The sequence below is a fragment of the Qipengyuania pelagi genome (assembly GCF_009827295.1).
GTDB classification, from domain to species: Bacteria; Pseudomonadota; Alphaproteobacteria; order Sphingomonadales; family Sphingomonadaceae; genus Qipengyuania; species Qipengyuania pelagi.
Genome location: NZ_WTYD01000001.1, coordinates 1,709,012 through 1,733,417, shown reverse-complemented (window position 1 = coordinate 1,733,417; position 24,406 = coordinate 1,709,012). Strand labels below are relative to the sequence as shown.

16 protein-coding genes are annotated in these 24,406 nt (G+C 63.7%); 6 read left to right on the top strand and 10 right to left on the bottom strand.

Features of this window, described 5'->3' with window-relative positions; all coding sequences use genetic code 11:
• Positions 1-16: 16 nt before the first annotated feature.
• The 4 genes from GRI47_RS08575 to GRI47_RS08560 all read right to left on the bottom strand — a co-directional run bounded on the left by GRI47_RS08575 (position 17) and on the right by GRI47_RS08560 (position 7,065).
• The gene (locus GRI47_RS08575) at positions 17-1,348 is read right to left on the bottom strand and encodes an ABC1 kinase family protein (protein WP_160660847.1); all 1,332 of its coding nucleotides are present in this window, start codon (positions 1,346-1,348) and stop codon (positions 17-19) included.
• Positions 1,349-1,461: 113 nt separating this feature from the next.
• On the bottom strand, positions 1,462-1,767 hold the full coding sequence (locus GRI47_RS08570; RefSeq protein ID WP_067682626.1) for a hypothetical protein: 306 nt from the start codon (positions 1,765-1,767) through the stop codon (positions 1,462-1,464).
• 98 nt (positions 1,768-1,865) lie between these two features.
• A complete protein-coding gene (locus GRI47_RS08565; RefSeq protein WP_419956996.1) occupies positions 1,866-4,676 on the bottom strand; it encodes a M16 family metallopeptidase in 2,811 nt (936 codons plus the stop codon).
• Positions 4,677-4,812: 136 nt separating this feature from the next.
• The gene (locus GRI47_RS08560) at positions 4,813-7,065 is read right to left on the bottom strand and encodes a penicillin acylase family protein (protein WP_160660845.1); all 2,253 of its coding nucleotides are present in this window, start codon (positions 7,063-7,065) and stop codon (positions 4,813-4,815) included.
• 221 nt (positions 7,066-7,286) lie between these two features.
• Between GRI47_RS08560 and clpB the strand changes: the two genes are divergently transcribed.
• The gene (gene clpB, locus GRI47_RS08555; RefSeq protein WP_160660844.1) at positions 7,287-9,866 is read left to right on the top strand and encodes an ATP-dependent chaperone ClpB; all 2,580 of its coding nucleotides are present in this window, start codon (positions 7,287-7,289) and stop codon (positions 9,864-9,866) included.
• 259 nt (positions 9,867-10,125) lie between these two features.
• Entirely contained in the window at positions 10,126-11,811 is a 1,686-nt protein-coding gene (locus tag GRI47_RS08550; protein ID WP_160660843.1) for a tetratricopeptide repeat protein, read from the top strand.
• 145 nt (positions 11,812-11,956) lie between these two features.
• Here GRI47_RS08550 and GRI47_RS08545 read toward each other — a convergent pair whose 3' ends face one another.
• Positions 11,957-14,959 carry a TonB-dependent receptor domain-containing protein gene (locus tag GRI47_RS08545; protein WP_160660842.1) on the bottom strand — a complete coding sequence of 1,001 codons (3,003 nt, stop codon included), beginning with the start codon at positions 14,957-14,959 and terminating at the stop codon, positions 11,957-11,959.
• A 359-nt stretch (positions 14,960-15,318) separates the two neighbouring features.
• On the opposite strand from GRI47_RS08545, the gene GRI47_RS08540 reads away from it, so the two are divergent.
• Genes GRI47_RS08540 through GRI47_RS08525 form a run of 4 tightly spaced genes read left to right on the top strand, consistent with a single transcriptional unit; the run spans position 15,319 to position 18,776 of the window.
• Positions 15,319-16,491: an acetyl-CoA C-acetyltransferase gene (locus GRI47_RS08540; RefSeq protein WP_160660841.1), complete on the top strand. Its 1,173-nt coding sequence runs from the start codon at positions 15,319-15,321 to the stop codon at positions 16,489-16,491.
• 44 nt (positions 16,492-16,535) lie between these two features.
• Complete coding sequence (locus GRI47_RS08535) at positions 16,536-17,321, top strand: SDR family NAD(P)-dependent oxidoreductase (RefSeq protein WP_160660840.1); 786 nt, start codon at positions 16,536-16,538, stop codon at positions 17,319-17,321.
• A 56-nt stretch (positions 17,322-17,377) separates the two neighbouring features.
• The gene (locus tag GRI47_RS08530; protein ID WP_160660839.1) at positions 17,378-18,253 is read left to right on the top strand and encodes a crotonase/enoyl-CoA hydratase family protein; all 876 of its coding nucleotides are present in this window, start codon (positions 17,378-17,380) and stop codon (positions 18,251-18,253) included.
• 52 nt (positions 18,254-18,305) lie between these two features.
• Positions 18,306-18,776 carry a MarR family winged helix-turn-helix transcriptional regulator gene (locus GRI47_RS08525; RefSeq protein ID WP_160660838.1) on the top strand — a complete coding sequence of 157 codons (471 nt, stop codon included), beginning with the start codon at positions 18,306-18,308 and terminating at the stop codon, positions 18,774-18,776.
• Between the two features lie 27 nt (positions 18,777-18,803).
• Here GRI47_RS08525 and GRI47_RS08520 read toward each other — a convergent pair whose 3' ends face one another.
• The 5 genes from GRI47_RS08520 to GRI47_RS08500 are packed head-to-tail and all read right to left on the bottom strand — an operon-like array spanning position 18,804 to position 24,386.
• Positions 18,804-19,790 (bottom strand): type II secretion system F family protein, encoded by a 987-nt coding sequence (locus GRI47_RS08520; RefSeq protein WP_202387398.1) that lies wholly within the window; start codon positions 19,788-19,790, stop codon positions 18,804-18,806.
• 21 nt (positions 19,791-19,811) lie between these two features.
• Positions 19,812-20,783, bottom strand: coding sequence for a type II secretion system F family protein (locus tag GRI47_RS08515; protein WP_160660836.1), 972 nt, complete (start codon positions 20,781-20,783; stop codon positions 19,812-19,814).
• Between the two features lie 49 nt (positions 20,784-20,832).
• Complete coding sequence (locus GRI47_RS08510) at positions 20,833-22,119, bottom strand: pilus assembly protein CpaE (RefSeq protein WP_160660835.1); 1,287 nt, start codon at positions 22,117-22,119, stop codon at positions 20,833-20,835.
• A 3-nt stretch (positions 22,120-22,122) separates the two neighbouring features.
• Positions 22,123-22,779, bottom strand: a complete 657-nt coding sequence (locus GRI47_RS08505) for a CpaD family pilus assembly protein (protein WP_160660834.1) — start codon at positions 22,777-22,779, stop codon at positions 22,123-22,125.
• Between the two features lie 11 nt (positions 22,780-22,790).
• Positions 22,791-24,386 (bottom strand): type II and III secretion system protein family protein, encoded by a 1,596-nt coding sequence (locus tag GRI47_RS08500; protein ID WP_160660833.1) that lies wholly within the window; start codon positions 24,384-24,386, stop codon positions 22,791-22,793.
• Positions 24,387-24,406 lie beyond the last annotated feature (20 nt).

The following is a 24,406-nucleotide window of genomic DNA, read 5'->3' as shown; positions in this document are numbered from 1 at the left end:
TCCGGCGGTCCTTTTTCTATGGCGTGACGTAGGACCGAACCAGAGCGCGTACATCGACGCGGGCCTTCAGGCGCGCGGCCAGTAAGGCGGTGCCGCTGATCTTGCGCTGGACGAACAGGGTATCGACCGGAGGGATGTGCCAGGTCGCCCGGTCGGCGGCCATTTCCATACCCTGTTCGCGTAAGGTGGCCACAAAGGCCCGGTCGCCGAAATCGAACGGGCCGGGGCGGTTCATTTCGGTAACGATGATGTCGATCATGCGATCCACCAGCGCGCTGTGCCGCGCCGCCGCCGCTTCACCCAGGAAGCCCGCTGCAATGGTGGCGCGGCGCACTGCTGCGCGGTCCTCAGCCAGCCCTGCCGCAAGGATGGCGCGATAGCCTTCTGCCGTAGCGGGCTTCAGATCGCGTGCCGCACCGAAATCCAAGAGGATGAGCCGCTCGTTCTCCCGATCATAGCGGTAATTGGCGAAATTCGGATCGGTCTGCATCGCGCCGAATTCGAACAATTCGCGCAGCACCAGCGCCATCAGATCGCGCATCGCCGTGTCGCGAACATCCTGCGGCGTGGTTTCGAGCGCTTCGATCGGATCGCCCGCCACGAATTCCATGGCGAGGATGCGCTGCGTGGTCAGTTCCTCGATCGGGCGCGGGACGCGGTAGCGCGCGTCATCCTCCAGCCAGTCGGCGAAGCGCCGCATCTCGCCCGCCTCGCGTTCGTAATCCGCTTCTTCGTGGAGCTGGTGTTTGGCCTCGTCCAGCAGGGGACCGAGATCGAGTTCGCGCGGCAGCAGGCTGGACACGCGCAGAAGCGTCGCGACATTGTCGACATCGGCATCGATGCTTTCCGCGACACCGGGATACTGGACCTTGATCGCCAGCTCGGTCCCATCGGGCAGGCGGGCGCGGTGGACCTGGCCGATCGAGGCGGCGGCGATGGGGTTGGCGTCGAAGGCCGAGAGTCGCGTCTTCCAGTCCGCGCCCCATTCGCGCGCGAGGACCCCGGCAAGCTGCTTGGGCGGCATCCGATAGGCCTGTTCGCGCAATTGGGCCATGATCGCGGCCAGTTCGGCGGGGAGGAAATCGCCCGCGTCCATGGAGATCATCTGGCCCAGCTTCATCGCCGCGCCGCGCAGATGCGACAGGCGATCGGCGAGGCGGCCGACATTGCCCGGCGTCAGCAGAAGGTCGCGCATCCTGGGCCGTTCGCCCCGTGCCAAGCGCCGCGCGCCTTCTCCGATGACGCCGCCTGCGACTCCGCCTGCCAATCGCCCGAACGTGCCGAGGCGCGCGACGCGGCCGCTCGGGACGGCGCGGTGGCGAGGTGTGTCGGAAGGTTCGTCAGCCATGCTCGTGAGATCAAACGGCGGAAAGGCTGGCGGTTCCGGCCCATGGGCGCGGTCCAAACGAAAGGGGCCGCCGGATCGCTCCGGCGGCCCCTATCTGTTGGTCGGAAAGGCGATCAGCCCTGGCGTTCGCCAGTCAGGGCCATGTCGCCGAATGCGCCCGCATTGACCTTGCCGGTCATCTGGTCGCCATTCACGGTGGCTTCGCAGTCGAGCGTCATCGGCATGGGGACGGTCATGTCCATCTTCCACTTCAGCGTATCGCCCGCGATGGTGCCGTCCTTGACGTCCATCGAGCCCATGCCGCCGGCCATCGAGCCGGTGAAGGTGTTGCCATCGTCACCGGGGACGACGGTGAAAGTGCCCTTCTGGTCGCCCATCGGGCTCTTGACGACGGTATCGTAGGTTCCGGCTACGGACATGTATGCTCTCCTGAAATAAAGGTTTGAAGCAGTTCAAAACGCGGCCCGCTCAATCGCGCTTGCTGACACGAATGTCAATAAGCGCGATCGACTAGACCTTACTGGCCCATCTCGCGCACTTCCACGTCGAGGCCGAGCTGGTCGAGCTGCGGGCGCACCACGCTCGCATCGCCGACCACGACCCAGACGAAGCGATCGGGATCGATCGCCGCGCGAACCGCCGCATCGAGGCTTTCGCCGGTCTGCGCGCGGTAGCGGGCCGCCAGCGTCTCGTAGTAATTGTCGGGGCGGCCGTAGAGCGCGTTCTGCTGCATCGCGCCGAGGACCGCGCCCGAGGTTTCGAACTGGCCCGGCAATTCGCCGATCTGCGCCGTGACGATCCGTTCCAGTTCGGCATCGGTGACGCCGTTGCTGTCGAGGAAGTCGCCGGTCTCGCGGATCAGCTCGGCCAGCGCGTCGCCCGTCCGGTCCGCCTGGACCGGGGCCGAGATCACGTAGCCGACCGCGTTCTCATTGGTCTGCGGCGCGCCGCGCACGCCATAGCTCCAACCCTTGCTCTCGCGCAGGTTCATGTTGAGGCGCGCGAGGAAATTACCGCCCAGCGCGTTATTGGCGTTGAGGAAATCGACATAGGTCGGCTCACGCGGATCGACCGGCGTGCGCTGCCCGCCGAGGATGAAGCTCTGCGGCGAGTTGGGGCGGTTGATCAGCACCACGCGCGGCTCGGTCGGCATGGCGGCCATGCTGCCGAAGCTCTTGGTGCCCTTCGCCACGTTCGGCGCCTGCCAGTCACCGAATACGGCGTTCAGCGCGGTCACGATTTCGTTCAGCGGACGATCGGAAACCACGAAGACCTGGCCGTTATCGGGCCGGATCCAGCGATCCTTGAAGCCGGTGATGTCCGCGCGGGTGATCGACTGGACCGATTCCGTGGTGCCGCTGCCCGGTCCGCCATAGGGATTGTCCGCCCCGTAGACGAGCGGAGCGAGCGCGCGCGCAGCGATGCTCTGGGGCGTGCGGAGTTCCTGCTGGATGCCCGTCAGCTGCTGGTTGCGGACCCGCTCGATCTCCGCATCGGCGAAGGCGGGGTTGCGGATGATGTCGCTCATCAGTTCGAGCGAAGGCACCAGATTGGCGGAGAGCGAGGACAGGGTGAAGCTCGACCGGTCGACACCGCCGCCGGTCGAGATGCTGGCGCCCAGCCGTTCGCGCGCCTCGGCGATCTGCTGCGAGCTCATGGTCGTGGTGCCTTCGTCGAACAGGCCGAGCGCCAGCGATTCGAGCCCACGCTTGTCGCGCGGATCGGCGGCGCTGCCGGCATCGAAGGACATGGTCACGTAAGTCGCCGGCACCGCGTCGCGCTGCGCGTAATTGAGGCGCATTCCGTTGGCGAGCGTGACGTGCTGGACATCGGGGAAGTCCAGTTCCGCCGTGCCCGCGATCGGCGGCTTGGGCCGGATCTTGGTGACGGTGATCTGCTCTTCGGCAATGGCGTCTTCGGCTGAGGTCGGGGCGGCGGCCACCGACGCGGCCTCTTCATAAGTCCCGTCGCGCTCACCCGGTTCGAGGACCAGCGTCATCGACGGGCGCGTCATCCAGCGCTGCATCGCGGCCTGCACCTCGCCCGGCGTCAGCGTGGCGAGGATTTCGAGCTGCTTGGCGAAATAGTCGGGATCGTCGGCCAGGACTTCGCCCGATGCCAGCGTGACCGCCTTGCCGCCGAAACCGCCAACCTGCTCGAGGCCGCGGATCGTGCCGGAGACGGTGCTGGTCGCGGCGCGGCGCACCTCGTCCTCGGTCGGGCCGGTGCGGATGAAATCGGCGACCAGTTCGTTGAGGCGTTTTTCGACGAGCGCCGGATCGACGCCGGGACGCGCGGTGGCGCTGACATTGAGGATGCCGACGCGCTGGAAGCTGAAATTGCCCGCCGAAACGCCGACGGCCAGCTTCTCGTCGCGCACCAGCGCATTGTCGAGGCGGCTGGAGGCGAGGCCGCCGAGGATCTGCGTGCCCACGGTCAGCGCGGTCAATTCGCGGTCGAGCATACCCGGCGCGGTCCAGTATTTGGCGATATTGGTCGCGGCGACCTGATCCTTCATCACCGTGCGTACATCACTGGAAAGCTCGGTGATTTCGGCCATGGCGGGCTCGTTCACCGGGCCGCGCGCGATCGGGCCGAAATACTTCTCGACCATCGGGCGCGCCTGTTCGGGCGAGATATCGCCGGCGAGCACGAGCGTCGCGTTGTTCGGGCCGTAATTGTCGCGGAACCACTTTTGCACGGTGTCCATCGTCGCCGCATCGAGATCGGCCATCGAACCGATCGGCGTGTGGTCGTAGGGGTGGGGCGCCGGGAAGAGGGCCTTGATGATTTCGTAGAAGACGAGGCCGCCGGGCTGGTTGTCGCCCTGGCGCTTCTCGTTCTGGACGACGCCGCGCTGGTTATCGAGCTTTTGCTGGGTCACCGCGCCAAGCAGATAGCCCATCCGGTCGCTTTCCAGCCACAGCGCGCGTTCCAGCGCGGCGGTGGGGACCGTCTGGAAATAATTGGTGCGGTCGAAATTGGTGGTGCCGTTGTAATCGGTGGCGCCCATTTCCTGGAGGTACTGGAAGTAGTCTTCCGGCGCGTTTTCCGATCCGTTGAACATCAGATGTTCGAACAGGTGCGCAAAGCCGCTTTCGCCCTTGGGCTCGTCCTTCGACCCGACATTGTACCAAACCGCGACCGCCACGATGGGCGCCTTGCGGTCGGTATGGACGATGACGTCGAGCCCGTTCTGGAGCGTGAACTTCTCGTAGGGGATTTCCACCTCGTCGATCAGCGAAGCGAGTTCGGCGGGCTTGGCCGTCCCCATGTCGCCCGCATCGGCCATCGGAGCGGCGGACGTGGACGTGCTCGCCATGTCCATGTCGTTCGCGGTTGTGGTGCAGGCGGCGAGCACGAGCGATGCGCCGCTCGCGGCGAGAATGGACTTGATACGCATGATAACCCCCAAGGAAATTTTCGTGAATTGAGACAGCAGCTTGAACGCAAGTGCTATCGCGTCAGCGGGCGTTCGTCACCAGCTTTCGAGACGCGGCATTGGCGAGGACATCCTCGCGCCAGAAATGGACCGGCTTCAAGCGGTGCTGGACGAACAGCGTAGCCTGATCGGTGAAGTGCGCGTTCTGAGGCCTGGTGGTCGCCGCGCCGAAGGGCTGGATCGATTCCGAACGCACCCGCTCGCCATCCCGCCACTCGACGAACTGGATGAAACTGTCCCCGTGGCGCACGGCCAGTCTGCCGTCATCGGCGACATCCCAGGTGGTCGAGGCGCGCAGCGTGTCCGACCCGCCATCGAGCGGCAGATCCACCGCGTAGGGGCCTGGCCCCTGGCGCAGGCGCAGCAATTCGCCCATCGGTGGGTCGAGCCGCCCGAAATGAGTCATCAGGTGATCGGCCGCCTCGGCCAGTTCCTCGCGCGCGTCGGGCCAGGGATTGTTCTGGTATTCCGCGGACATGAAGTCGCGCACGGTCAGAAGAGCGATCGCATCCGCGCTGCCGACATTGTCGGCGGTGAAATCCCAGGTCAGCAGCAGATCGCGGGCCTTGGCGAGATCGGGCGCGTCCGACAGGTCGAGCGCCGCCATCTCGTTAAACATCCGCGCGAGATAGCCGGTTCGCTCGTAGGCGGTATCGTACTTGATCCGCTCCAGCCGCTCGCGGTCGATCAGGCTGGATTCGCTCATCAATTTCCACGCGCGGCGCGAGCGATTGGTCTGCTTCATCTCGACGCCGAGTTCGGGCGCGAAATCCTCCGCCGAAAGGTCGCTGCCCGGACCGGCGGCGGTGTAAGGCGTGTTGTTGGCATTGTAGAGCCATCCGCTCGCCGGGTTGAAATAGCGCGGCAGGCGCTCATAGGCGACCGGCCCGGTCCAGATAAGCGTGGGATCATCGCCGGGCAGGATGCCGCGCCAATCGACGCCCGGCTTCCGGTCGGGCAGGGCGGCGTTGTAGACATAGGCGATATTGCCCTCGCGATCGCCGTAGATGAAATTGGTGCTGGGGATGTCCATGCGGGCCAGCACGGCCTCCCACTCAGCGAAATCCTCCGCCTTGTTGAGGCGGTAATAGGCGTCGAGCTGGCCGAGATTGTCGATCCCGCCATAGCGGAAGGCGAAGACGCCATTGTCGTTCTTCACCACCGGGCCGTGCACGCTGCGATAGACCGTACGGCGGATCGGCAGGACCACCGGCCCCATCTTGACGGGCAGGGTGACCGTCTTCTCTTCGAGGTCGAGCCAGCGGTCGCCGAGGCGGTAGCGCGTCCCGCTCTCATCCATCACGAGCTTGTAGACATCGACCATGTCGGGCCGGTTGACCGTGTTGGTCCAGCCGAGATTCTCGTTGTGGCCGAGAAAGGGGAACGGGCTGCCGGGGAAATTCGCCCCGGCATAATGCCAGCCTTCCTGGCTTTCGACGACGAGTTCGTACCAGGCGACGCCGCCGCGCCAGGGCTGGTGGGCATTCGATACGAGCAGGGTCGGCCCGCCCGATTTCTCCGGCGCGATGGCAAAGGCGTTGGAGCCGGCCAGCGCACCGTCCTGCCCCAATGGCAGAGGTGCGCGCGCGGGTTCCTGCCCGAGCGCCGCGCTGTGATCGGTGGTATCCTCGATCACGCGGGCAGGGGGGATGCCGTCATCGTCGGCGGCGGGATCGGGCGTGATCGCAGGGCCGAATTCGGGCCGCAGCTTCTCGCCCGCCACCAATGGTCCGATGACATTGTTGAGGCCGAAGAAGAAAGGCTGGCGCAGCGCGAAGCCCGCCGCCACGTCCATCCCGTCGATCGGAAACAGATTGGCGAGCTTCAATTCGTCGGGATGTTCTGCGGCGAACTGGTTGAGACCGCTGGCATAGGCTTCGAACAGGGCGCGGGTGTCGGCGGGAAGGGCGGGATAGCGCCGCTCCGCCGTGCCGCGCGCGTCCAACAAGTGATAGACGTAATCGACCTGCGCGCCGTCTTGCCCGGCGATGGCGCCATAGCGCCCGCGGCTCATCGCGATCACGTCCTGTAGCGTGAAGAAATCGTCCTCGGCATGGGCGATCGCGACGCCATAGGCGACATCGGCATCGGTTTCGCCGTAAATATGCGGAACGCCGAATTCGTCACGCACGATCTCGGCGCTGTAGATTCGGCCGGACGATCCCGCATCTTCATCGTGCGCCGCAAAGAAGGGTTCCCACGTCGCCAGGGCGACGAAGCCCGCGAGCACTACAACCAGCAGGGCAAAGCCCAGGCGCGGCAACCATTTTCGCATATGAAATCTCTCCTACGCCCTGCCTAGACGGGCGCGGCGCAGGAACAAGCCCAGTGCGGGAAAAGCGCGGGAAATATTTCCGCGAAACCTATCCAGTCGGTCGTCAGGTCCTATATTCCGCTAACACACCGCTCCGAGAGCTTGAAAAAGAGAGTGCCGCACTTGTGTTGCTTATTGGCCACACCATATCGGTCGAGACAGTCCAGCAAAGGTAATCACGCATGAATCTCGAAAAATTCACCGATCGCGCCAAGGGCTTCCTGCAGGCCGCGCAGACCGTCGCGATCCGCATGAACCACCAGCGTATTTCTCCCGCGCATCTTCTGAAGGCGATGATCGAGGACAGCGAAGGCATGGCCTCGGGCCTGATCGCGCGCGCGGGCGGCCAGCCGCGCATGGTGGAAGATGCGGTCGATGCGGCGCTCGGAAAGCTTCCGGCGGTGACCGGCGGCGGCGCGCAGGCGACGCCGGGGCTGGATAACGACGCGGTGCGCGTGCTCGATCAGGCCGAACAGATCGCGCAGAAATCGGGCGATGCCTATGTGACGGTGGAACGGCTCCTTGTCGCTCTGGCGCTCGCCACCACGACGTCGGCGGGGCAGGCCCTGAAGGCGGGCCAGGTCGATCCAGCCAAGCTCGAAGCGGCGATTTCGGAACTGCGCGGCGGGCGGCGCGCCGACAGCGCCAATGCCGAACAGGCTTATGACGCGATGGAGAAATACGCCCGCGACCTGACCCAGGCGGCGCGTGACGGGAAGCTGGACCCCGTCATCGGCCGCGACGAGGAAATCCGTCGCACCGTGCAGATCCTCGCCCGGCGGACCAAGAACAATCCCGCTCTCATCGGCGAACCCGGCACGGGCAAGACCGCGATCGCGGAAGGGCTGGCCCTGCGCATCGCCAATGGCGACGTGCCGGATTCCCTGAAGAACCGCACGCTGATGTCGCTCGACCTCGGCGCGCTCATCGCGGGCGCGAAATATCGCGGCGAATTCGAGGAGCGGTTGAAGGCCGTGCTGGACGAGGTGAAAGGCGCCGACGGGCAGATCATCCTGTTCATCGACGAGATGCACACGCTGATCGGGGCGGGCGCTTCGGAAGGGTCGATGGATGCAGGCAATCTCTTGAAGCCCGCGCTCAGCCGGGGCGAACTGCACTGCATCGGCGCGACGACGCTCGACGAATACCAGAAATATGTCGAGAAGGACCCGGCTCTCCAGCGGCGTTTCCAGCCCGTCTATATCGAGGAGCCGAGCGTCGAGGACACGATCTCGATCCTGCGCGGCATCAAGGAGAAATACGAGCTGCACCACGGCGTGCGCATCACCGACGGGGCGATCGTGGCGGCGGCGCAGCTCTCCAACCGCTACATCCAGAACCGCTTCCTGCCCGACAAGGCCATCGACCTGATGGACGAGGCGGCGAGCCGTATCCGCATGGAGGTGGAATCGAAGCCCGAGGAGATCGAAGGCCTCGACCGCCGGATCATCCAGCTCAAGATCGAGGAACAGGCGCTCCAGAAGGAAAGCGACACCGCCTCGCGCGACTGGCTCGAGGCGCTGCGCAAGGAATTGTCCGAACTGGAACAGCAGTCCAGCGAACTGACCACGCGGTGGCAGAACGAACGCGACAAGATCCACGCCGAAGCGCGCATCAAGGAAGATCTCGACGCGGCGCGGCTGGAACTCGAACAGGCGCAGCGCGCGGGTGATCTCGCGAGGGCGGGGGAATTGTCCTACGGGCGCATTCCCGAGCTTGAAAAGAAACTCGACGAAGCGTCCGGCCAGACCGAGAATGCACTGCTTCGGGAAGAGGTCACCGAGGACGACATCGCAGGCGTCGTCAGCCGCTGGACGGGTATTCCGATGGACCGGATGCTGGAAGGCGAGCGCGAGAAGCTGCTCCAGATGGAGGAAATTCTCGGCAAGCGGGTGATCGGCCAGTCTCAGGCAATCGACGCGGTCTCGAAGGCGGTGCGCCGCGCGCGGGCTGGGCTACAGGACCCGAACCGCCCGCTCGGCAGCTTCCTGTTCCTCGGCCCGACCGGCGTCGGCAAGACCGAGCTGACCAAGGCGCTCGCGCGCTTCCTGTTCGACGACGATCAGGCGATGGTGCGCATCGACATGAGCGAGTTCATGGAGAAGCACGCGGTCGCCCGCCTGATCGGCGCGCCTCCGGGCTATGTCGGCTATGAGGAAGGCGGCGTCCTGACCGAGGCGGTTCGGCGGCGGCCCTATCAGGTGGTCCTGTTCGACGAGGTCGAGAAGGCGCACACGGATGTCTTCAACGTGCTGCTCCAGGTGCTCGATGATGGGCGCCTGACCGACGGGCAGGGCAGGGTGGTCGATTTCTCGAACACGCTGATCATCCTGACGTCGAACCTCGGCAGCCAGTATCTCGCCCAGATGACCGACGACCAGCAGGTGGAGGACGTCGAACCGCAGGTGATGGATGTGGTTCGCGGGCATTTCCGCCCCGAATTCCTCAATCGCCTAGACGAGATCATCCTGTTCCATCGCCTCGGCCAGGAACACATGGCCCCGATCGTCGAAATCCAGGTCGCGCGGGTGCAGAAGCTGCTGAAGGACCGCAAGATAACGCTCGACCTGACCGAAGCGGCGAAACGCTGGCTCGGCCGGGTGGGCTACGACCCGGTCTATGGCGCCCGGCCCCTCAAGCGCGCGGTGCAGCGCTACGTCCAGGACCCGCTCGCCGACAAGATGCTGCGCGGAGAGGTGCCGGATGGCAGCACCGTCAAGATCGACGAGGGGGATGGGGCGTTGGAGATGGTGGTGGAGTAGAGGCTTGGCCAAACGCTTGGATGCCAAGCCTGCCGGACGAGCTAACTCCAAAAAGCTGACACATCGAATTTATTCGATATCCGGTAGAACCCAGTATCGATAAAAGGGCCGTTCTTCGCATGGCATCCGTCTTTTGACTCAGAATTCGCACCAGCTAGCGGACATTCACGCCCTTTTAGAGCGGGGCGCTGTAGCTCCGGCCCTGCAGCAGATCGAGGCCTTGATCGGTGCTGGCTCGGCATCAGCGCCAGCGTGGCATTTGGCCGGTATCATCCGTCGCCGGGCAGGGAACCCGGCCGCTGCGGTCGAGGCTTTCGAAAAAGCGATTTCGATGGGGATCGATAGTGCCGAAATTCACAACAGCCTAGGCTTGGCACTACAAGACGCCGGATCGAGAGAAAAAGCGAGACACGCCTTCGAGCAAGCTATCGAGAAGGATGTCAGCTATACCGAAGCGAGCGTGAATGCCGGTCGGCTCGCGGCTTCGGAAGGGGAATTCGAAGGTGCGGAGAGGGTGCTTAGGCGCGCTCTCCAAGTAAAATCAAAATCACCCTTGCTTCACAACGCCTTGGCTGCGGTCTTGCATGAGGCTGGAGATAGCAAATCTGCATCGGAACATTTCCAAGTTTCATCGCAAATTGATCCGGGTAATCTCGTCGCCGTAGTGCGATTTGCCGAGACTTTGCGAGAGTTGGGAAGATCGCCAGAAGCTCTCGAATTTTTGGTCGCACATGAAGCGCGCTTTCGCGGGGCGCCTGAATTCGCAGAAATTCTTGCCGGAACCCTGTTGGATAACGGGCGGGTTGCAGAGGCTGAAGAGCGTTATGAGCGGCTTGCGCGCGAAGTGCCGGGATACTTTGCGGCCCATCGCGCTCTTGCCCGACTTGCGGTGGAATATGCGACTGGAAAGGATCCGTATCGCAGCTATCGCGCCCTCGTCGCCCAGTGGCCGGATGAATGGGCGATCTGGGAGAATTGGTTGTCGTTGACAATCAGTTCGCGCGACTTCGAGATGACGATCTCTCTCGCGGAGAAGGCCAGATCCCGCTTCGGTGCGAATTCGAACATCGATTATTTCGAAGCGATCGCTTTGAGCGAAATCTCGGACGCACAAAAAGCGGAGATGCTGTTCCAACGGATCGAGCCCATTATGGATCGATTGCCGCATTTCTGGGATTCTCGCGCCCGGAACGCACTTCGCCGCGCTGAGCCCGAACAAGCGGAGGCTGCAGCGTTGCGCAGCACTACGCTAGACCCGAAAGGTCAGTTCGGTTGGGCCTATCTGGGGCTTGCTTGGAGGCTTCTCGACGATGACCGGGAATTTTGGCTTCATGACTATGAGAGACAAGTCGAACAACGCCCTCTCGACTATCTTTCAGCTCCCGAAAAATTAGAAGAACTGAGGCTTTGCCTCGAGCATCTTCATCGTGCTTCCAATCATCCTCTCGATCAAAGTTTACGGAAGGGCACGCAAACCGAAGGCGCATTGTTCCGGCTTGATAGGGCGGAGATTGCGCAGCTGCGTGACGAAATCAGAGCCCACGTCCGTGATTACGCGGCAAACTTGCCTGACGATAATGACCATCCGTTCTACCGGCGAAAAGCGGAGGATATCCGCTTTGTGGGCTCGTGGTCCGTTCGCTTGAAAGACGAAGGTTTCCACCTTTCGCATGTCCATCCAGCCGGATGGATCAGTTCCGCTCTGCATTTGACCGTTCCTGAGGCACCGCGTGGATCGGGGGCCAACGATAGTGCCGGAAAACTCGTGCTTGGCCAGCCACCCAGCGAACTTGGAATCGGTCTGTCACCGCGAAAGACGATCACGCCACAGGAAGGAAGTCTGGTGCTATTCCCATCCTCGATGTGGCACGGAACCGTTCCGATCGACAGGGCAGCGCGCCGTTTGAGCGTAGCCTTCGATTGTCTGCCCGTAAAACCCGGCTGAATCAGCCGAAACTTGCAGCGTCTTTCTGTACGTTTTCCGACGCGCCTTGTTGCGCCCTCAGCGCGCACCTGAACAGCCGTGTGATCTAGGCAAAAAAAGAGCGGCGGACCGAAGCCCGCCGCTCGAATTGTACACCTGAAGCTTATTAGAAGGTGATGCGTGCCTGGACGGTGAAGGTCCGGCCGAGCGCATAACGATCGTAGAAGCTGATGTTGGAGTTCGCCTGCTCGAAAATCCCGGTCGTCGTCTGCGGCGGGTACTTGTCGAGGAGGTTGTCAACGATACCGGTGAACTCGAAGTTCTCGGCGGCCTGCCAGCGAACCGAGAGGTTCACGAGGTGCAGGTCGTTGATGCGATCGGGGAACTCGTCATACAGCGACGCGAAATCCGGATCATTCAGATCATACGGGTAGAGACCATCGAGGAAGGCACCCGGATAGTTCTGACGCGCACCGCGCTTCCAAACATACCGTACCTGAGCCGTGACGTCGTCACCGCGCCAGCCGACCGTCGCCGTGTTCGCCCAATCGGGGATCACGCCGCCGAAGCCGGGAGAAACGGTGTCAACGAAGTTGGTATCGCCGATCGAGTACTCATCCACGTAGGTGAGAACGTCAGAGACATACAACTGGCCGCCGAAAGCCGGATACGACACGTCGATGCCAACGTCCACGCCCGAAGTGGTGAACGAATTGTCGGCGTTCACAACGGTCGTGTTGACGAAGTCGATCTGGCCCGTGGTCGTGTCGCGAACGACGCGGTTACAGGCGGCCGGATCGGCACCGGTGTAGCACTGTCCGATGAAGAACTGCGCACCCTGTCCGGCGACACGGTCATCAAGCTTGATGTTGTAGTAATCCGCCGTCAGCGTCACGCGAGCGCCGAAAATGGTGCCCGGAGTGAGGACGAGGCCCGCAGTCCACGTCTCAGCCTTTTCCTCGCTGAGGTTCGGGTTACCGAACGCAAAGGCCTGGACCTGGCTGTTGACCTGGTTGAACCCGGCCAAGGCACCAGCCGGCACACCCTGAGCGACGCAGAGCGCATCGTTACGGTTGGTGTTCGACGAATTACAGGGGTCGGTGTAGGACGGGAAGCCCTGGTTACCGTTCTGGAACAGTTCGAACACGTTCGGTGCACGAGCAGCCCGGTTATAGGACCCACGGATCTTGACCCACGGAAGCGGCGTCAGCTCAGCTTCGGCCTTCCAGTTGAACAGGCCACCGACCGACGAATAGTCGGAGTAGCGAGCACCGGCACCGAGCGACAGGATCTCAAGCACCGGAACACGGATTTCGCCGTAGATTTCCTTGACGTTGATCGAACCTGAGATGTCGTTCTGCGCGTTGAAACCGATGATATCGCCGGTACGCTTCGCATCGTCCACCAGCGTCTGGCCGGTATCCTTGCGGTATTCCGCACCGACCGCGACGCCCACCGGGCCACCCGGAAGTTCGAAGAGGTTACCGGTGAGGTTGGTGGCGACACGCAGCTGCTCGAAGCTTTCAGTATCCGTCGTCGAAAGTGCAACGAAGGAAAGCATATCGGGCGTAAGCGTGCCGGGGCCGAAGATGTTCACCGGGACACAGCCAGGACCCGAACCAGCGGGACAGCCCGCGAGGCCCTGAGTCACAGCCGATGCACGGATGTTACCCTGGTTCCGGCTCGTATTGTCGACGCGGCCGAAGCTGCCGACGAAGTTGATCGACCAGTCATCGTTCAGATCATGCTCGATGATCGCACGAAGGTTCTTCGCGTCCGTCGTGAAGTCGCCGATACGCGGACCGGTTTCGGTGAAACGACGGTTGATGATGAACGGCGCATTCGGGTTGGGACGGCTGTTGAGAGCCACACGAAGATCCGCAGGGATCAGCGGGCTGTTCGCCGGAACGACAATGCTCGTCGCCGGGGTCGGAGCCAGAGCGACCTGGGTGTTCGAGTTGGTGAACGAGGCGTAAACACTGGCACGGGTGTCTTCCGAGAACTCGTACGAACCGTTCGCAGTGATCGTCAGACGATCGTTCGGAATGATCAGGTAGTTGTCGGGCGCGAAGTTATACCGCGAAGAGCCGATCGAACGCAGCGGGATGTTGCAGAGGCCAGCGGCGTTGCGCGGCGTCAACTGACCGGCGTCGTTGAACGACAGGTTTCCGGTGTTGTAGGCGCCACCGGCCACACCGTCGCAATTCGTGTCGGTACGACCAGCACCGAAATTGGCGGGAAGCAAGGTGCCAAGGTTCCGGAACGGATTGGTGGCGCTATTGGCGATCCAGCCCCAAGGCGGAGTGGCGGAACCACCACCGGAGACGGGGACCTGGGTGAAGCCAGTGGTGTTCTGAACGTCCGACGGGCTGTCGACGACATACGGAATGCCGTACTGGCCGGTCGCGTCTTCCACGGGCAGGTAAATCGCGCCGGAGACGCGCGAATAGTCGTAACGGCCCTGGCTGACGGCGTCACGCTGCGTGTAGGAAGCATAGACGGTCATGTTGCCGCGATTGTCGGCGAAATTGCCGCCAAGCAGGCCCGAGATGTTGTAGTTGGAACCGGTGCCGTCCTGCGAGATGCCCTGCTGAGCGGTCAGCTCCGCACCTTCGAAGTCATCCTTGAGGATGAAGTTGATGACGCCCGCGATCGCGTCCGAGCCGTAGACCGCGGATGCACCGCCGGTGACAACTTCGACGCGTTCGATCAGGCCGGTCGGGATCTGCGACACGTCCGTCACACCCGTGGTCGTCGAAGCAGGCAGGCGTTCGCCATCGAGCAGGATCAGCGTACGGCCCGCACCCAGACCACGAAGGTCGATGGTCGAGAAGTTTTCGCCGCCGGCATTGTTCGAAACGCGCGTATTGCCAGGAATGACCTGCGGCAATTCGTTCAGCAGGTTTTCAACGGTGGTCGTACCGGTGAGCTGAACCTGCTCCGCGCCGACGATCGTCACGGGGCTGGCAGCTTCGATGTTCGGACGCGCGATACGCGAACCGGTCACGACGATGGTGCCGCTCGGCTCTTCGGTGCCGTCGGCGTTGGCGGTCTGGTCTTCCGGCGGAAGCGGTCCGTCGGCAACCTGAGCGAGGGCCGGTGTACCCACCAGCGCAAAGCTCAAGGCGAGCGGTGCAGCGCTGGCCTTAAGGATGGAAATCTTATTCATTAGGTTTAGTCCCCTTAGACGAGCCCCCATGCGGACTCCATTCAGCGAGAAACAAAGCATCGGAACGCGTCGCGAGCGATGTTTGCTTCTGTGCGGATGGGCCATTTACGGGCGTTTCGGCAATGGAAATCGCCCCATGAACGACCATTCAGAGTGCCCCTGTGACCACATTGCAACATTGTTACGGTGCGTCTTGGTCTCGACATCGTTGCGAGATCTCCCGGTGTGATGCTCCATGGATACTGTGCGGCGAAAGGGACGCGGGGTTTCTTGGCCAATGTTAAGCGCTGTAACTTGACGCTTACGTAAGCCTCCCATACCTCCGGTTTCGAAAAGCAACGCGATCCGGAGAGACCATCATGCCCGAAGCCTATATCGTCGAAGCCGTGCGCACCGCCGGCGGCAAGCGTGGGGGGCGGCTCGCGGGGGTGCACCCGGTCGATCTCGCTGCGGTCACGCTCGATGCGGTGATGGAGCGGACGGGGCTCGAGGCCGAGGCGGTCGACGATGTCGTGATGGGCTGCGTCAGCCAGGGCGGCGAACAGGCCATGCAGGTCGGCCGCAATGCGGTGCTGGCGGCGAAACGCCTTGGCGAAGGCGTGCCTGCCGTCACCATCGACCGCCAGTGCGGGTCTTCGCAGCAGGCGATCCAGTTCGCGGCGCAGGCGGTGATGTCGGGCACGCAGGATGTCGTCATCGCGGCGGGCGTCGAAAGCATGAGCCGGGTGCCCATGGGCTCGACCGCGATGCTGCACATGAAAGAGGGGCTGGGCCACTACAAATCGCCCGGCCTCGAAGAGAAATACCCCGGCATCCAGTGGAGCCAGTTCACCGGCGCTCAGATGATCGCGGACAAGCACCGTTTCTCGAAGGAGCAGCTCGACGCCTTTGCCCTCGAAAGCCACCAGAAGGCGATCCGGGCCACCGAAAGCGGCGCATTCGAGAAGGAGATCGTCGGTGTACCAATCGAGACCTCGGAGGGCGAGGCCTGCCACACGGTCGATGAAGGCATCCGTTTCGATGCGACGCTGGAAGGGATCGCGAGCGTCAAGCTGCTTAGCCCGGACGGCAAGATCACCGCCGCGAGCGCCAGCCAGATCTGCGACGGATCGAGCGCGGTCATGGTGGTGAGCGAGCGGGCGCTGAAGGAATACGGCCTCACTCCGCTCGCGCGTATCCACAATCTGACGGTCACGGCGGGCGATCCGGTCATCATGCTGGAAGAACCCCTGTTCGCGACCGACCGCGCGCTGGAACGGGCCGGGATGCGGATCGAGGATATCGACCTTTACGAGGTCAACGAAGCCTTCGCCCCCGTGCCGCTCGCCTGGCTGAAGCATACCGGCGCGGACCCGGACAGGCTCAACGTCCATGGCGGTGCGATCGCGCTCGGCCATCCGCTCGGCGCGTCGGGCACCAAGCTGATGGCGACGCTGGTTCACGCGCTGCACCGGCACGGCAAGAAATACGGACTCCAGACGATGTGCGAAGGCGGCGGCGTCGCCAATGTGACCATCGTCGAGGCGCTCTGACCCCGTTAAACCCGAATTTTTCGAGAAATAGAGAGGACTACCCCATGGAAATCAGCAGCAACACCCCCGCCGTCGTCACTGGCGGCGCCTCCGGCCTCGGTGAGGCGACCGCGCGCGCGATCGCGGCCAAGGGCGCCAAGGTCGCGATCTTCGACATGAACGAGGAAAAGGGCGAAGCGGTCGCGAAGGATATCGGCGGCGTCTTCTGCAAGGTTAACGTCACCAGCGAAGAGGATGTCGATGCCGGTTTCGCCAAGGCGCGCGAGGCCCATGGGCAGGAACGTATCCTGGTCAATTGCGCCGGGATCGGCAATGCGATCAAGACCGCCAGCCGATCGAAGGAAGACGGCAGCATCAAGCATTTCCCGCTCTCCGCCTTCGAATTCGTGATCCAGGTCAATCTGATCGGCACCTTCCGCTGCATCGCCAAATCGGCCGCAGGGATGCTGACGCTCGACCCGCTCTCGGACGATGGGGATCGCGGCGCGATCGTGAACACGGCTTCGGTCGCGGGCGAAGACGGCCAGATGGGCCAGGCGGCCTATGCCGCGTCGAAGGGCGGGGTGATCGGCATGACTTTGCCCATCGCACGCGATCTGATGAGCGAGGGCATCCGCGTGAACACCATCCTGCCGGGCATCTTCAACACCCCGCTGATGAACGCTGCCCCGCCGCAGGTGAAGGAAGCGCTGGCCGCCAGCGTCCCGTTCCCCAAGCGCCTCGGCAATCCCGAGGAATACGCCCAGCTCGCGCTGACCATGCTCGAATGCGGCTATTTCAACGGTGAGGACGTCCGCCTCGACGGGGCGATCCGCATGGCGCCGCGCTGACCTTATTTTCCCCGCCGGGTCCGCCCGGCGGGGAGACATTCTGAAAGGACCGGACGATGGCCGACTATACCCAGATCAAGCTCGATATCGCCGACGGGATCGCGACGCTGACGCTGCATCGCCCGGACAAGATGAACGCCTTTACCCGCACGATGATGGACGAGATGATCGACGCCATCGACGTGACCGATTCCGATGACAGCGTGCGCGCGGTGATCGTGACCGGGCATGGCGACAGAGCCTTCTGCGCAGGCGCGGACCTGACGCCGGAAGGATCGAGCGGTAATATCTTCGCGCGCCACGACCCGGTCGAGGATCTCTCGGACGAGCGCGTGCGTGATGGGGGCGGGCGGCTGGTGCTGCGCCTGTTCAATTCGCAGAAGCCCCTGATCGGCGCCTGCAACGGCGTGGCGGTGGGCGTCGGCGCGACGATGCAGCTGCCGTTCGATATCCGGCTCGCGAGCGAGACCGCGCGGTTCGGTTTCGTCTTCGCCCGGCGCGGGATCACGCCGGAGGCCTGCTCCAGCTGGTTCCTGCCCCGCCTCGTGGGGATGCAGACCGCGCTCGAATGGTGCATGACCGGGCGGATTTTCTCGGCCGAAGAGGCGCTCGAAAGGGGCCTCGTGCGCTCCCTCCACGCGCAGGAATATCTGATGCCGGCCGCGATCGAGCTGGCGCGCGAGATCGCCGACAACACCTCCGCCGTATCGGTGGCGATGACGCGGGCGATGCTGTGGCGCCTGTCCGCTACCGACCACCCGATGATGGCGCATCGGATCGACAGCCGCTCGATCTACCGCCTCGGCAAGAGCGCGGATTCGAAGGAAGGCGTCGCCAGCTTCCTCGAAAAGCGGCAGCCCGATTATCCCGACACGGTCAGCAGCGACATGCCGGACTTCTACCCGTGGTGGGACGAGCCCGAATACAGATAGTTGCCGATGCAACGGACTTGCGCTCCGATGCCGGGGATGTAGGACGCGTGGCATGTCCAAGCATCCCACATCCCAGCGTCTCGCCGATTTCCTGCCCTACCAGCTCTCGATCGCGTCCAATGCCGTGTCGAGCCGGATCGCCGAACAATATCGCCGCCGCTTCGCGCTCAAGACCACCGAATGGCGGATCATGGCGGTTCTGGGCGATAGCGGGCCGCTGACGCAGCGCGACCTGTCGCAGATCACGCTGATGGACAAGGTGCCGGTCAATCGCGCCTGCAAGACGCTGGAGGATCGCGGCCTCGCCGCACGCCAGCCCAATGCCGCGGACGGCCGCTCGCACCTGCTCGAACTGACGGCGGAGGGGCGGGCGGTCCATGCGCGGATCATGCCGCTGGCGCTCGATATCGAGCGGGAATTGTTCTCCGCGCTCGATCAGGACGAGCGCGAACAACTCAAATCCATGTTGCTGCGCCTGCGCGAAGCGGCGGGCGAATTCGACGCCGAAGCGCTGGAGGGCTGAGGCCGCAGCTGCCGCAGCAACCTTCGCTTATTCGAAGGCTGCGGTGATCGAACAGGCCGCCGGGCCGAGAATGACGATGAACAGCACCGGCAGGATGAACATGATCAGCGGCACGGTCATGATCGCGGGTAGGCGTGCGGCCTTTTCCTCGGCGCGCATCATGCGTTCGTTGCGGAATTCCGCGGACAGCACGCGCAGCGCGCTGGCGAGCGGAGTGCCGTAGCGTTCGGTTTGGACCATGGTGGTCACCACGCCCTTCACCGCTTCCAGGTTCACGCGGAAAGCGAGATTGTCGAACGCCTTCTTGCGTTCGTTGAGGAAGGACAGTTCGATCGCGGTGAGGGCGAATTCGTCGCCCAGTTCGGGATAGGCGCGGCCCAGTTCCTTGGCGACGCGGTTGAAGGCGGCATCGACGGTAAGGCCCGCCTCTGCGCAGATCACGAGCAGGTCGAGCGCGTCAGGCAGGCCCTTGCGGATCGCGTCGGTCCGCTTGGTCGCCTTGTTCTTCAGGACGATTTCCGGGCCTTTATAGGCGAGGAAGATGACGAGCGCGAGCGCGCCGACGCGCTTCATCTGCCAGTCGGGATAGATTTCGACCATGTAGAGCATCACGAAGGCGAAGCCGCCGACGACGATCGGCAGGATGGCGCGCAGGGCGATCAGGATGACCGCGACTTCCTGGTTGCGATAGCCCGCCCAGGCGAGCTTCTGCCGCATCTCGCGGACCTGCGAATCCTGGAGGACCTTCATCCGCCCGAGCTGTTCCTTGACCTTTTCGGTCGTGTCGGACTTGCGCGTCAGGCTCTGGCGCTTCTTGGCGGTCGCGGTAACGACCCCCGCCTTCAGCTCCTCGCGGCGGGCGTTGAGGGCCTTGACCCGCTTCGCCATCGGATCGCTGATGGTGACAGCGGTGTAGATCGCGAACAGGACGGCCACCGCAGCGATAGCCGCCAGGATCGAGCCGACGACCATTATGTCGACACCCAGAAGCGTAGGTCCGGCAGGGGTTTGCATCACGTCGTCCCGTTCCTGCGGTTAGATTTCGAAGCTGACCATCTTGGCCATGATGAAGACACCGATCGCCATCCAGACGAGCCCGCCCATACCGATCACGATCAGGGTCTCGTTGACGAAGAAGGTTCCGATATATTCGGGGTTGATCCACCAGATCAGCACGAAGACGATGAAGGGCAGCGATCCGACGATATAAGCGGATGCCTTGGATTCCGAGCTCATCGCGCGGATCTTGAGCTTCATCTGCGCGCGCTTGCGCAGAACCTCGGCGAGGTTGGCGAGCGTTTCGGCAAGGTTGCCGCCCGTCTCGCGCTGGATCGCAAGCGTGATGCAGAAGAAATTGAATTCGGGAATGCCGAGCCGGTCGGCGGTCTGCTGGAGAGCATCCTCCATCGTCCGCCCGATCTTGATCCGTTCGACGACACCGCGAAATTCCTGACCCACCGGGCCGGGCACTTCCTGCGCGACCACGGACAGCGTCTCCGTGACGGGAAGGCCCGAACGAAGGCCGCGCACCAGCAGATCGATCGCGTCGGCGAATTTGGCGTTGAAGGCCATCGTGCGCTGCTTGATCGCGCGATTGACGATGAAATGCGGTATGCCCGCGCCGAACAGCAGGCCGACGCCGAGCGCCAGCGGCAACGCCCCGGTGCGCAGGAACAGGACCAGCGCGACGACGAGCGTGAGCCCGATCGAGGCATAGGTGTATTGGCGCAGAGTCCAGCCCTTGCCCGTCCGGTCGAGCCGGATGGCGAGGGCATCGACGCGCGATGTCGATCCCGCGACACGGTTCAATGTCGGCCGCCGCGAGGCGATCGCTTTCTTGAGCTGCGATTCGACCTTGGTGTTGGTGTTTTCGGAATGCCGGAAGCGCAGCTGTTCGAGCCGCCGCTGCGAGGCCTTGCTCGGCGAAGGACCGGCAAGCGCATATGCCGCGACCCCGACCGCCGCCAACGCGCCGACGAACAGGGGAACGAGCTGCATCATGTCCATGCGGTGTCTCCGTGTCTTCCGTTACCGCCTCTCGCGAGGCTGAAATCCGTCATTCCGCCGTGGCGGGAACGGGCTTCGTCTTCTTGGCGAGCAGCGATTTCAGATCGAAGCTGCCGAGCAGCGATTTCTTCTCGGCGGATGCCTCCGCTTCGGCCTCGGCCTCTTCGCTCGATCCGATGATCCGCTCGCCCAGCGCCTTGATGACCCCGCTGGTCTTGCTCTGGGCATTGGCCTCGATGAAAGCCTGGCCGAGCTTGGCCGCATTGGCCGCCGTCTTCTGGTCGAAGGGAATGGTGAAATCGATCTTGCGCTCGATGGATGCCTCGAAATCGGCCTTGCTGATCTCGAGCGCGCCGGTCTGCACCTTGTTGGCGACCACGATCGGAATCGCGTGGGGTGCATAGCTCTTGAGCCAGGACAGGATGCGGATGGCATCGCGCGCCGACGCCAGCGTCATCTCCACCGTGACGACCACGACATTCACATCGCCGAGCAATTGCGGATAGGTGATGAGCATGGATCGCGGCAGGTCGATGACCGTCATTTCGAACGCCTGACGGAATTCCTCCTCCAGCTGGAGGAAGGCCGCGCCATCCGTCATCAGCGGCGCGTTGATCGGCGCTTCGGAGGACAGGATCGACAGATTGTCGTGCGCGCGGATCATGGCGCGTTCGATGAACAGGCCGTCGATGCGGCTGGGATTGTCGATCGCATCGGTGAGGCCGCGCCCCGGTTCCAGGTCGAGCGCCAGCGCGCCCGTCCCGAAATGCACGTCGAGATCGAGCAATCCGGTCTGAAGATGCTTCTTCGAGGCGAAATACCAGCTGAGCGAGGTCGCCAGCGTCGATGCGCCGACCCCGCCACGCGTCCCCACCACGGCGGTCGAGATGTGGTTGCGGGCCGCGTCGGGATCGTTGGCCTTGGGCGCGCTGAAGGCGGCCTGCGCCTGGTTCAGCGCATCGCGCACGGTGTTGGCGGAGAGTGGCTTGAGCAGATAGTCGTATATCCCGCTCGCCAGCAGGTCGCGATAGAGCCGCACATCGTTGACCTGCCCCATGGCGATCACGACGGTTCCGGGTTCGCAAACCTCGGCGAGCGAATTGATGTCGTTGAGCGGATCTCCGCTTTCCGACAGATCGACCAGCAGGATATTGGGGCTGGCGCTGACCGAAAGCGACTGGATCGCGTTACGCAGACCGCCCTTGTTGCACTTCTCCGGCGCCCAGCCGAGTTCGATCACCACGGGACGCAGCGTGTCGAGCGAGGTTTCGTCGCAGACATAGGCGGCGAAGGGGGTGCGATCGCTGGGCGAATTGACTTTCCAGGGTGCGTTCATGGCTCAGTTCCCTCCGGAGGTGGGGGCTTCGGTAAGGCCTTCGGTGCCGGTGGGCGGGGCTTCGCGATAGGCGTCGATCGCCTTGGTCGACGTCAGCAGCACGGTTTCCCCCGTGCCGCGCTTGCCCTGCACCAGATCCTCGGGATCGGCGATCATCGCGGCCATGTTGCCATTGGTGGCGCAGCCGTAATTGGGGTTGGTGGCGTTCGCGTCGTTCGCGTCCGCGGTGTGCGACCAGTCCGGGCATCCGGGCACCGAGGCGGTGGAGCGAGTCAGGATCACGCGGGCCTGGCCGGGGGCCAGCGCGCCTGCGGTGACGGGGGGCGCTTCCGAGATCAGGAGACCATAGCGACCGGCCAGCGCGGCGACATCGTCCCGCACGCCGAGCGAGGCGCTGGGATCGTCGATCGCGACGCGATCGCCATAGCCGAGTTCCATCGTCTCGAACCAGCTTGCGAGGCGCCGCTGTTCGGAGATTGGCAGGCCGTCCCCGGTGGTCGCGACATCGAGCATGAAATTGGAGCGTTCGACGACCGGCTGCTTCACGCTGTAGAGTGAGCGATTTTCCATGTTCATCGTGCCCGCACAGGCGCCCAGGGCCAGAGCGAGACTCAGGGCAATCGGCACTGCGATAAGACGGGGCTGGGAATGGGAAGTCATAATCGGTCCCCTCACTTGAAGCTGAAGCCGGGCTTGGCGGAAGCGCTCTTTTCCCGGTTGCGCGGATCGTAGGACTGGGCGAGCACCGGCTCGGCCTCCATGGTGCGCGAAATGGCGGGATTGGCTGGCGCGGCAGGCACTGCGGCGGGTCCGGGGCGGGCACCGCCGGTCACGCCGTCGCTATCGCGATATTGCAGGAGGCGCTGGCCCTCGGTCGGCTTGAGATAGCCATCGGTCGGCAGACGCACGTCGGCCGCGTTCATCGGCTTCACCAGATACGGCGTCACCACGATCACCAGTTCGGTTTCGCCGCGCTGGAAATTGGTGGAGCGGAAGAGATTGCCCAGGATCGGCACGTCGCCGAGGCCGGGCGCCTTCTCGATCGCGTTCTGCGAGGAGTTCGACAGCAGGCCGGCGATCATCATGCTCTGGCCCGAACCCAGCTCGATAGTGGTTTCGGTCCGCCGCGTGATGAGGCCGGGAACGCGGAAACCGTTCAGCGTGACCGAACCCTGACTAGTCAGTTCCGAAACTTCGGGGCGCACGCGCAGCGAGATCCGGCCATTGGCGAGAACGGTGGGCGTATAGGACAGGCTGACGCCGTAATTCTTGTATTCGACCGTCGTCGTTCCGAACCCCTGGCTCAGCGGGATCGGAAATTCGCCGCCCGCCAGGAATTCCGCCGTCTCGCCCGAGAGCGCGGTGAGGTTCGGCTGCGACAGGGTCACGGCGAGATTGTGGGTTTCCGCGAGGTCGATGGCGGCGCTGAGGTCGAGCCCCAGAAGCTGTCCGGCAAAGCCGAGCGTGGTGCCGATGCTGTTGGTGGCAAGCGCGGTGCCGGGCTCTTCCGTGATCGCGCCGGTGACGGGGTTGAGGACCGAGTCGGTTATCGCCCCGGCATTCGCGCCGAGGCTGCGACCGGGCGAGAAGGTGGTGGGTCCACGCCCCTGACCGACGCCGAACTTGAAGCCCTGCGTGCTGTCGATGGAGGCCAGATTGACGCCCAGCGAACGCACGACGTTGCGGCTGACTTCGGCGATGCGGACCTGGAGATTGACCTGCAAGGGCGTCGCCATGCGCAGGCGGCTGATGACGTTGGTGCCTTCGCCCACGAAGGCTTCGACAAGGTTCTGCGCCTCGGCGGCGTCTTCCGGCGCGGCCACGGTGCCGGTGAGAAGCACGGTGTTGTTGCCCATGGTGGCGACCGCGATCTTGGCTTCCGGCATGGCGAGGGAAAGCATCTGGTCGATGCTGCCGATATTCGATCCCACGCGCACATTGGCCGACCAGATGATGTCGCCGCGCGAATTGCTGGCATAGATCGTGGTCTCGCCGCCACCGACGCCGAAGACGTAGAGGGCGCGCTGCGATTTGAGCTGGACGTCCGCGATCTCGCTATTGGCGACGAAGACGTCGGCCATCGCGCCGGGCACGTTAATCAGCTCGCCGCGTCCGATCGACAGAACGATGTCCTGCGAAGGGCGGACCACCGTCTGGGCGTTCGCGGTTGCGGCCGGGATCGCGGTCAGCGGGGCCAGTGCGAGAACGGCCATGACCGCCCTCGACGCCATGATCGGCAGCAGTTTCTTGGAGATACGCGGTTTCATGCTTGCAAGCCCCCTGATGG

Coding starts and splice junctions, on each gene's coding strand:
- GRI47_RS08575 (WP_160660847.1), bottom strand. CDS start 1,348: ATGGCTGACGAACCTTCCGACACACCTCGCCACCGCGCCGTCCCGAGC.
- GRI47_RS08570 (WP_067682626.1), bottom strand. CDS start 1,767: ATGTCCGTAGCCGGAACCTACGATACCGTCGTCAAGAGCCCGATGGGC.
- GRI47_RS08565 (WP_419956996.1), bottom strand. CDS start 4,676: ATGGACATGGCGAGCACGTCCACGTCCGCCGCTCCGATGGCCGATGCG.
- GRI47_RS08560 (WP_160660845.1), bottom strand. CDS start 7,065: ATGCGAAAATGGTTGCCGCGCCTGGGCTTTGCCCTGCTGGTTGTAGTG.
- clpB (WP_160660844.1), top strand. CDS start 7,287: ATGAATCTCGAAAAATTCACCGATCGCGCCAAGGGCTTCCTGCAGGCC.
- GRI47_RS08545 (WP_160660842.1), bottom strand. CDS start 14,959: ATGAATAAGATTTCCATCCTTAAGGCCAGCGCTGCACCGCTCGCCTTG.
- GRI47_RS08540 (WP_160660841.1), top strand. CDS start 15,319: ATGCCCGAAGCCTATATCGTCGAAGCCGTGCGCACCGCCGGCGGCAAG.
- GRI47_RS08535 (WP_160660840.1), top strand. CDS start 16,536: ATGGAAATCAGCAGCAACACCCCCGCCGTCGTCACTGGCGGCGCCTCC.
- GRI47_RS08530 (WP_160660839.1), top strand. CDS start 17,378: ATGGCCGACTATACCCAGATCAAGCTCGATATCGCCGACGGGATCGCG.
- GRI47_RS08525 (WP_160660838.1), top strand. CDS start 18,306: ATGTCCAAGCATCCCACATCCCAGCGTCTCGCCGATTTCCTGCCCTAC.
- GRI47_RS08520 (WP_202387398.1), bottom strand. CDS start 19,790: ATGCAAACCCCTGCCGGACCTACGCTTCTGGGTGTCGACATAATGGTC.
- GRI47_RS08515 (WP_160660836.1), bottom strand. CDS start 20,783: ATGGACATGATGCAGCTCGTTCCCCTGTTCGTCGGCGCGTTGGCGGCG.
- GRI47_RS08510 (WP_160660835.1), bottom strand. CDS start 22,119: ATGAACGCACCCTGGAAAGTCAATTCGCCCAGCGATCGCACCCCCTTC.
- GRI47_RS08505 (WP_160660834.1), bottom strand. CDS start 22,779: ATGACTTCCCATTCCCAGCCCCGTCTTATCGCAGTGCCGATTGCCCTG.
- GRI47_RS08500 (WP_160660833.1), bottom strand. CDS start 24,386: ATGAAACCGCGTATCTCCAAGAAACTGCTGCCGATCATGGCGTCGAGG.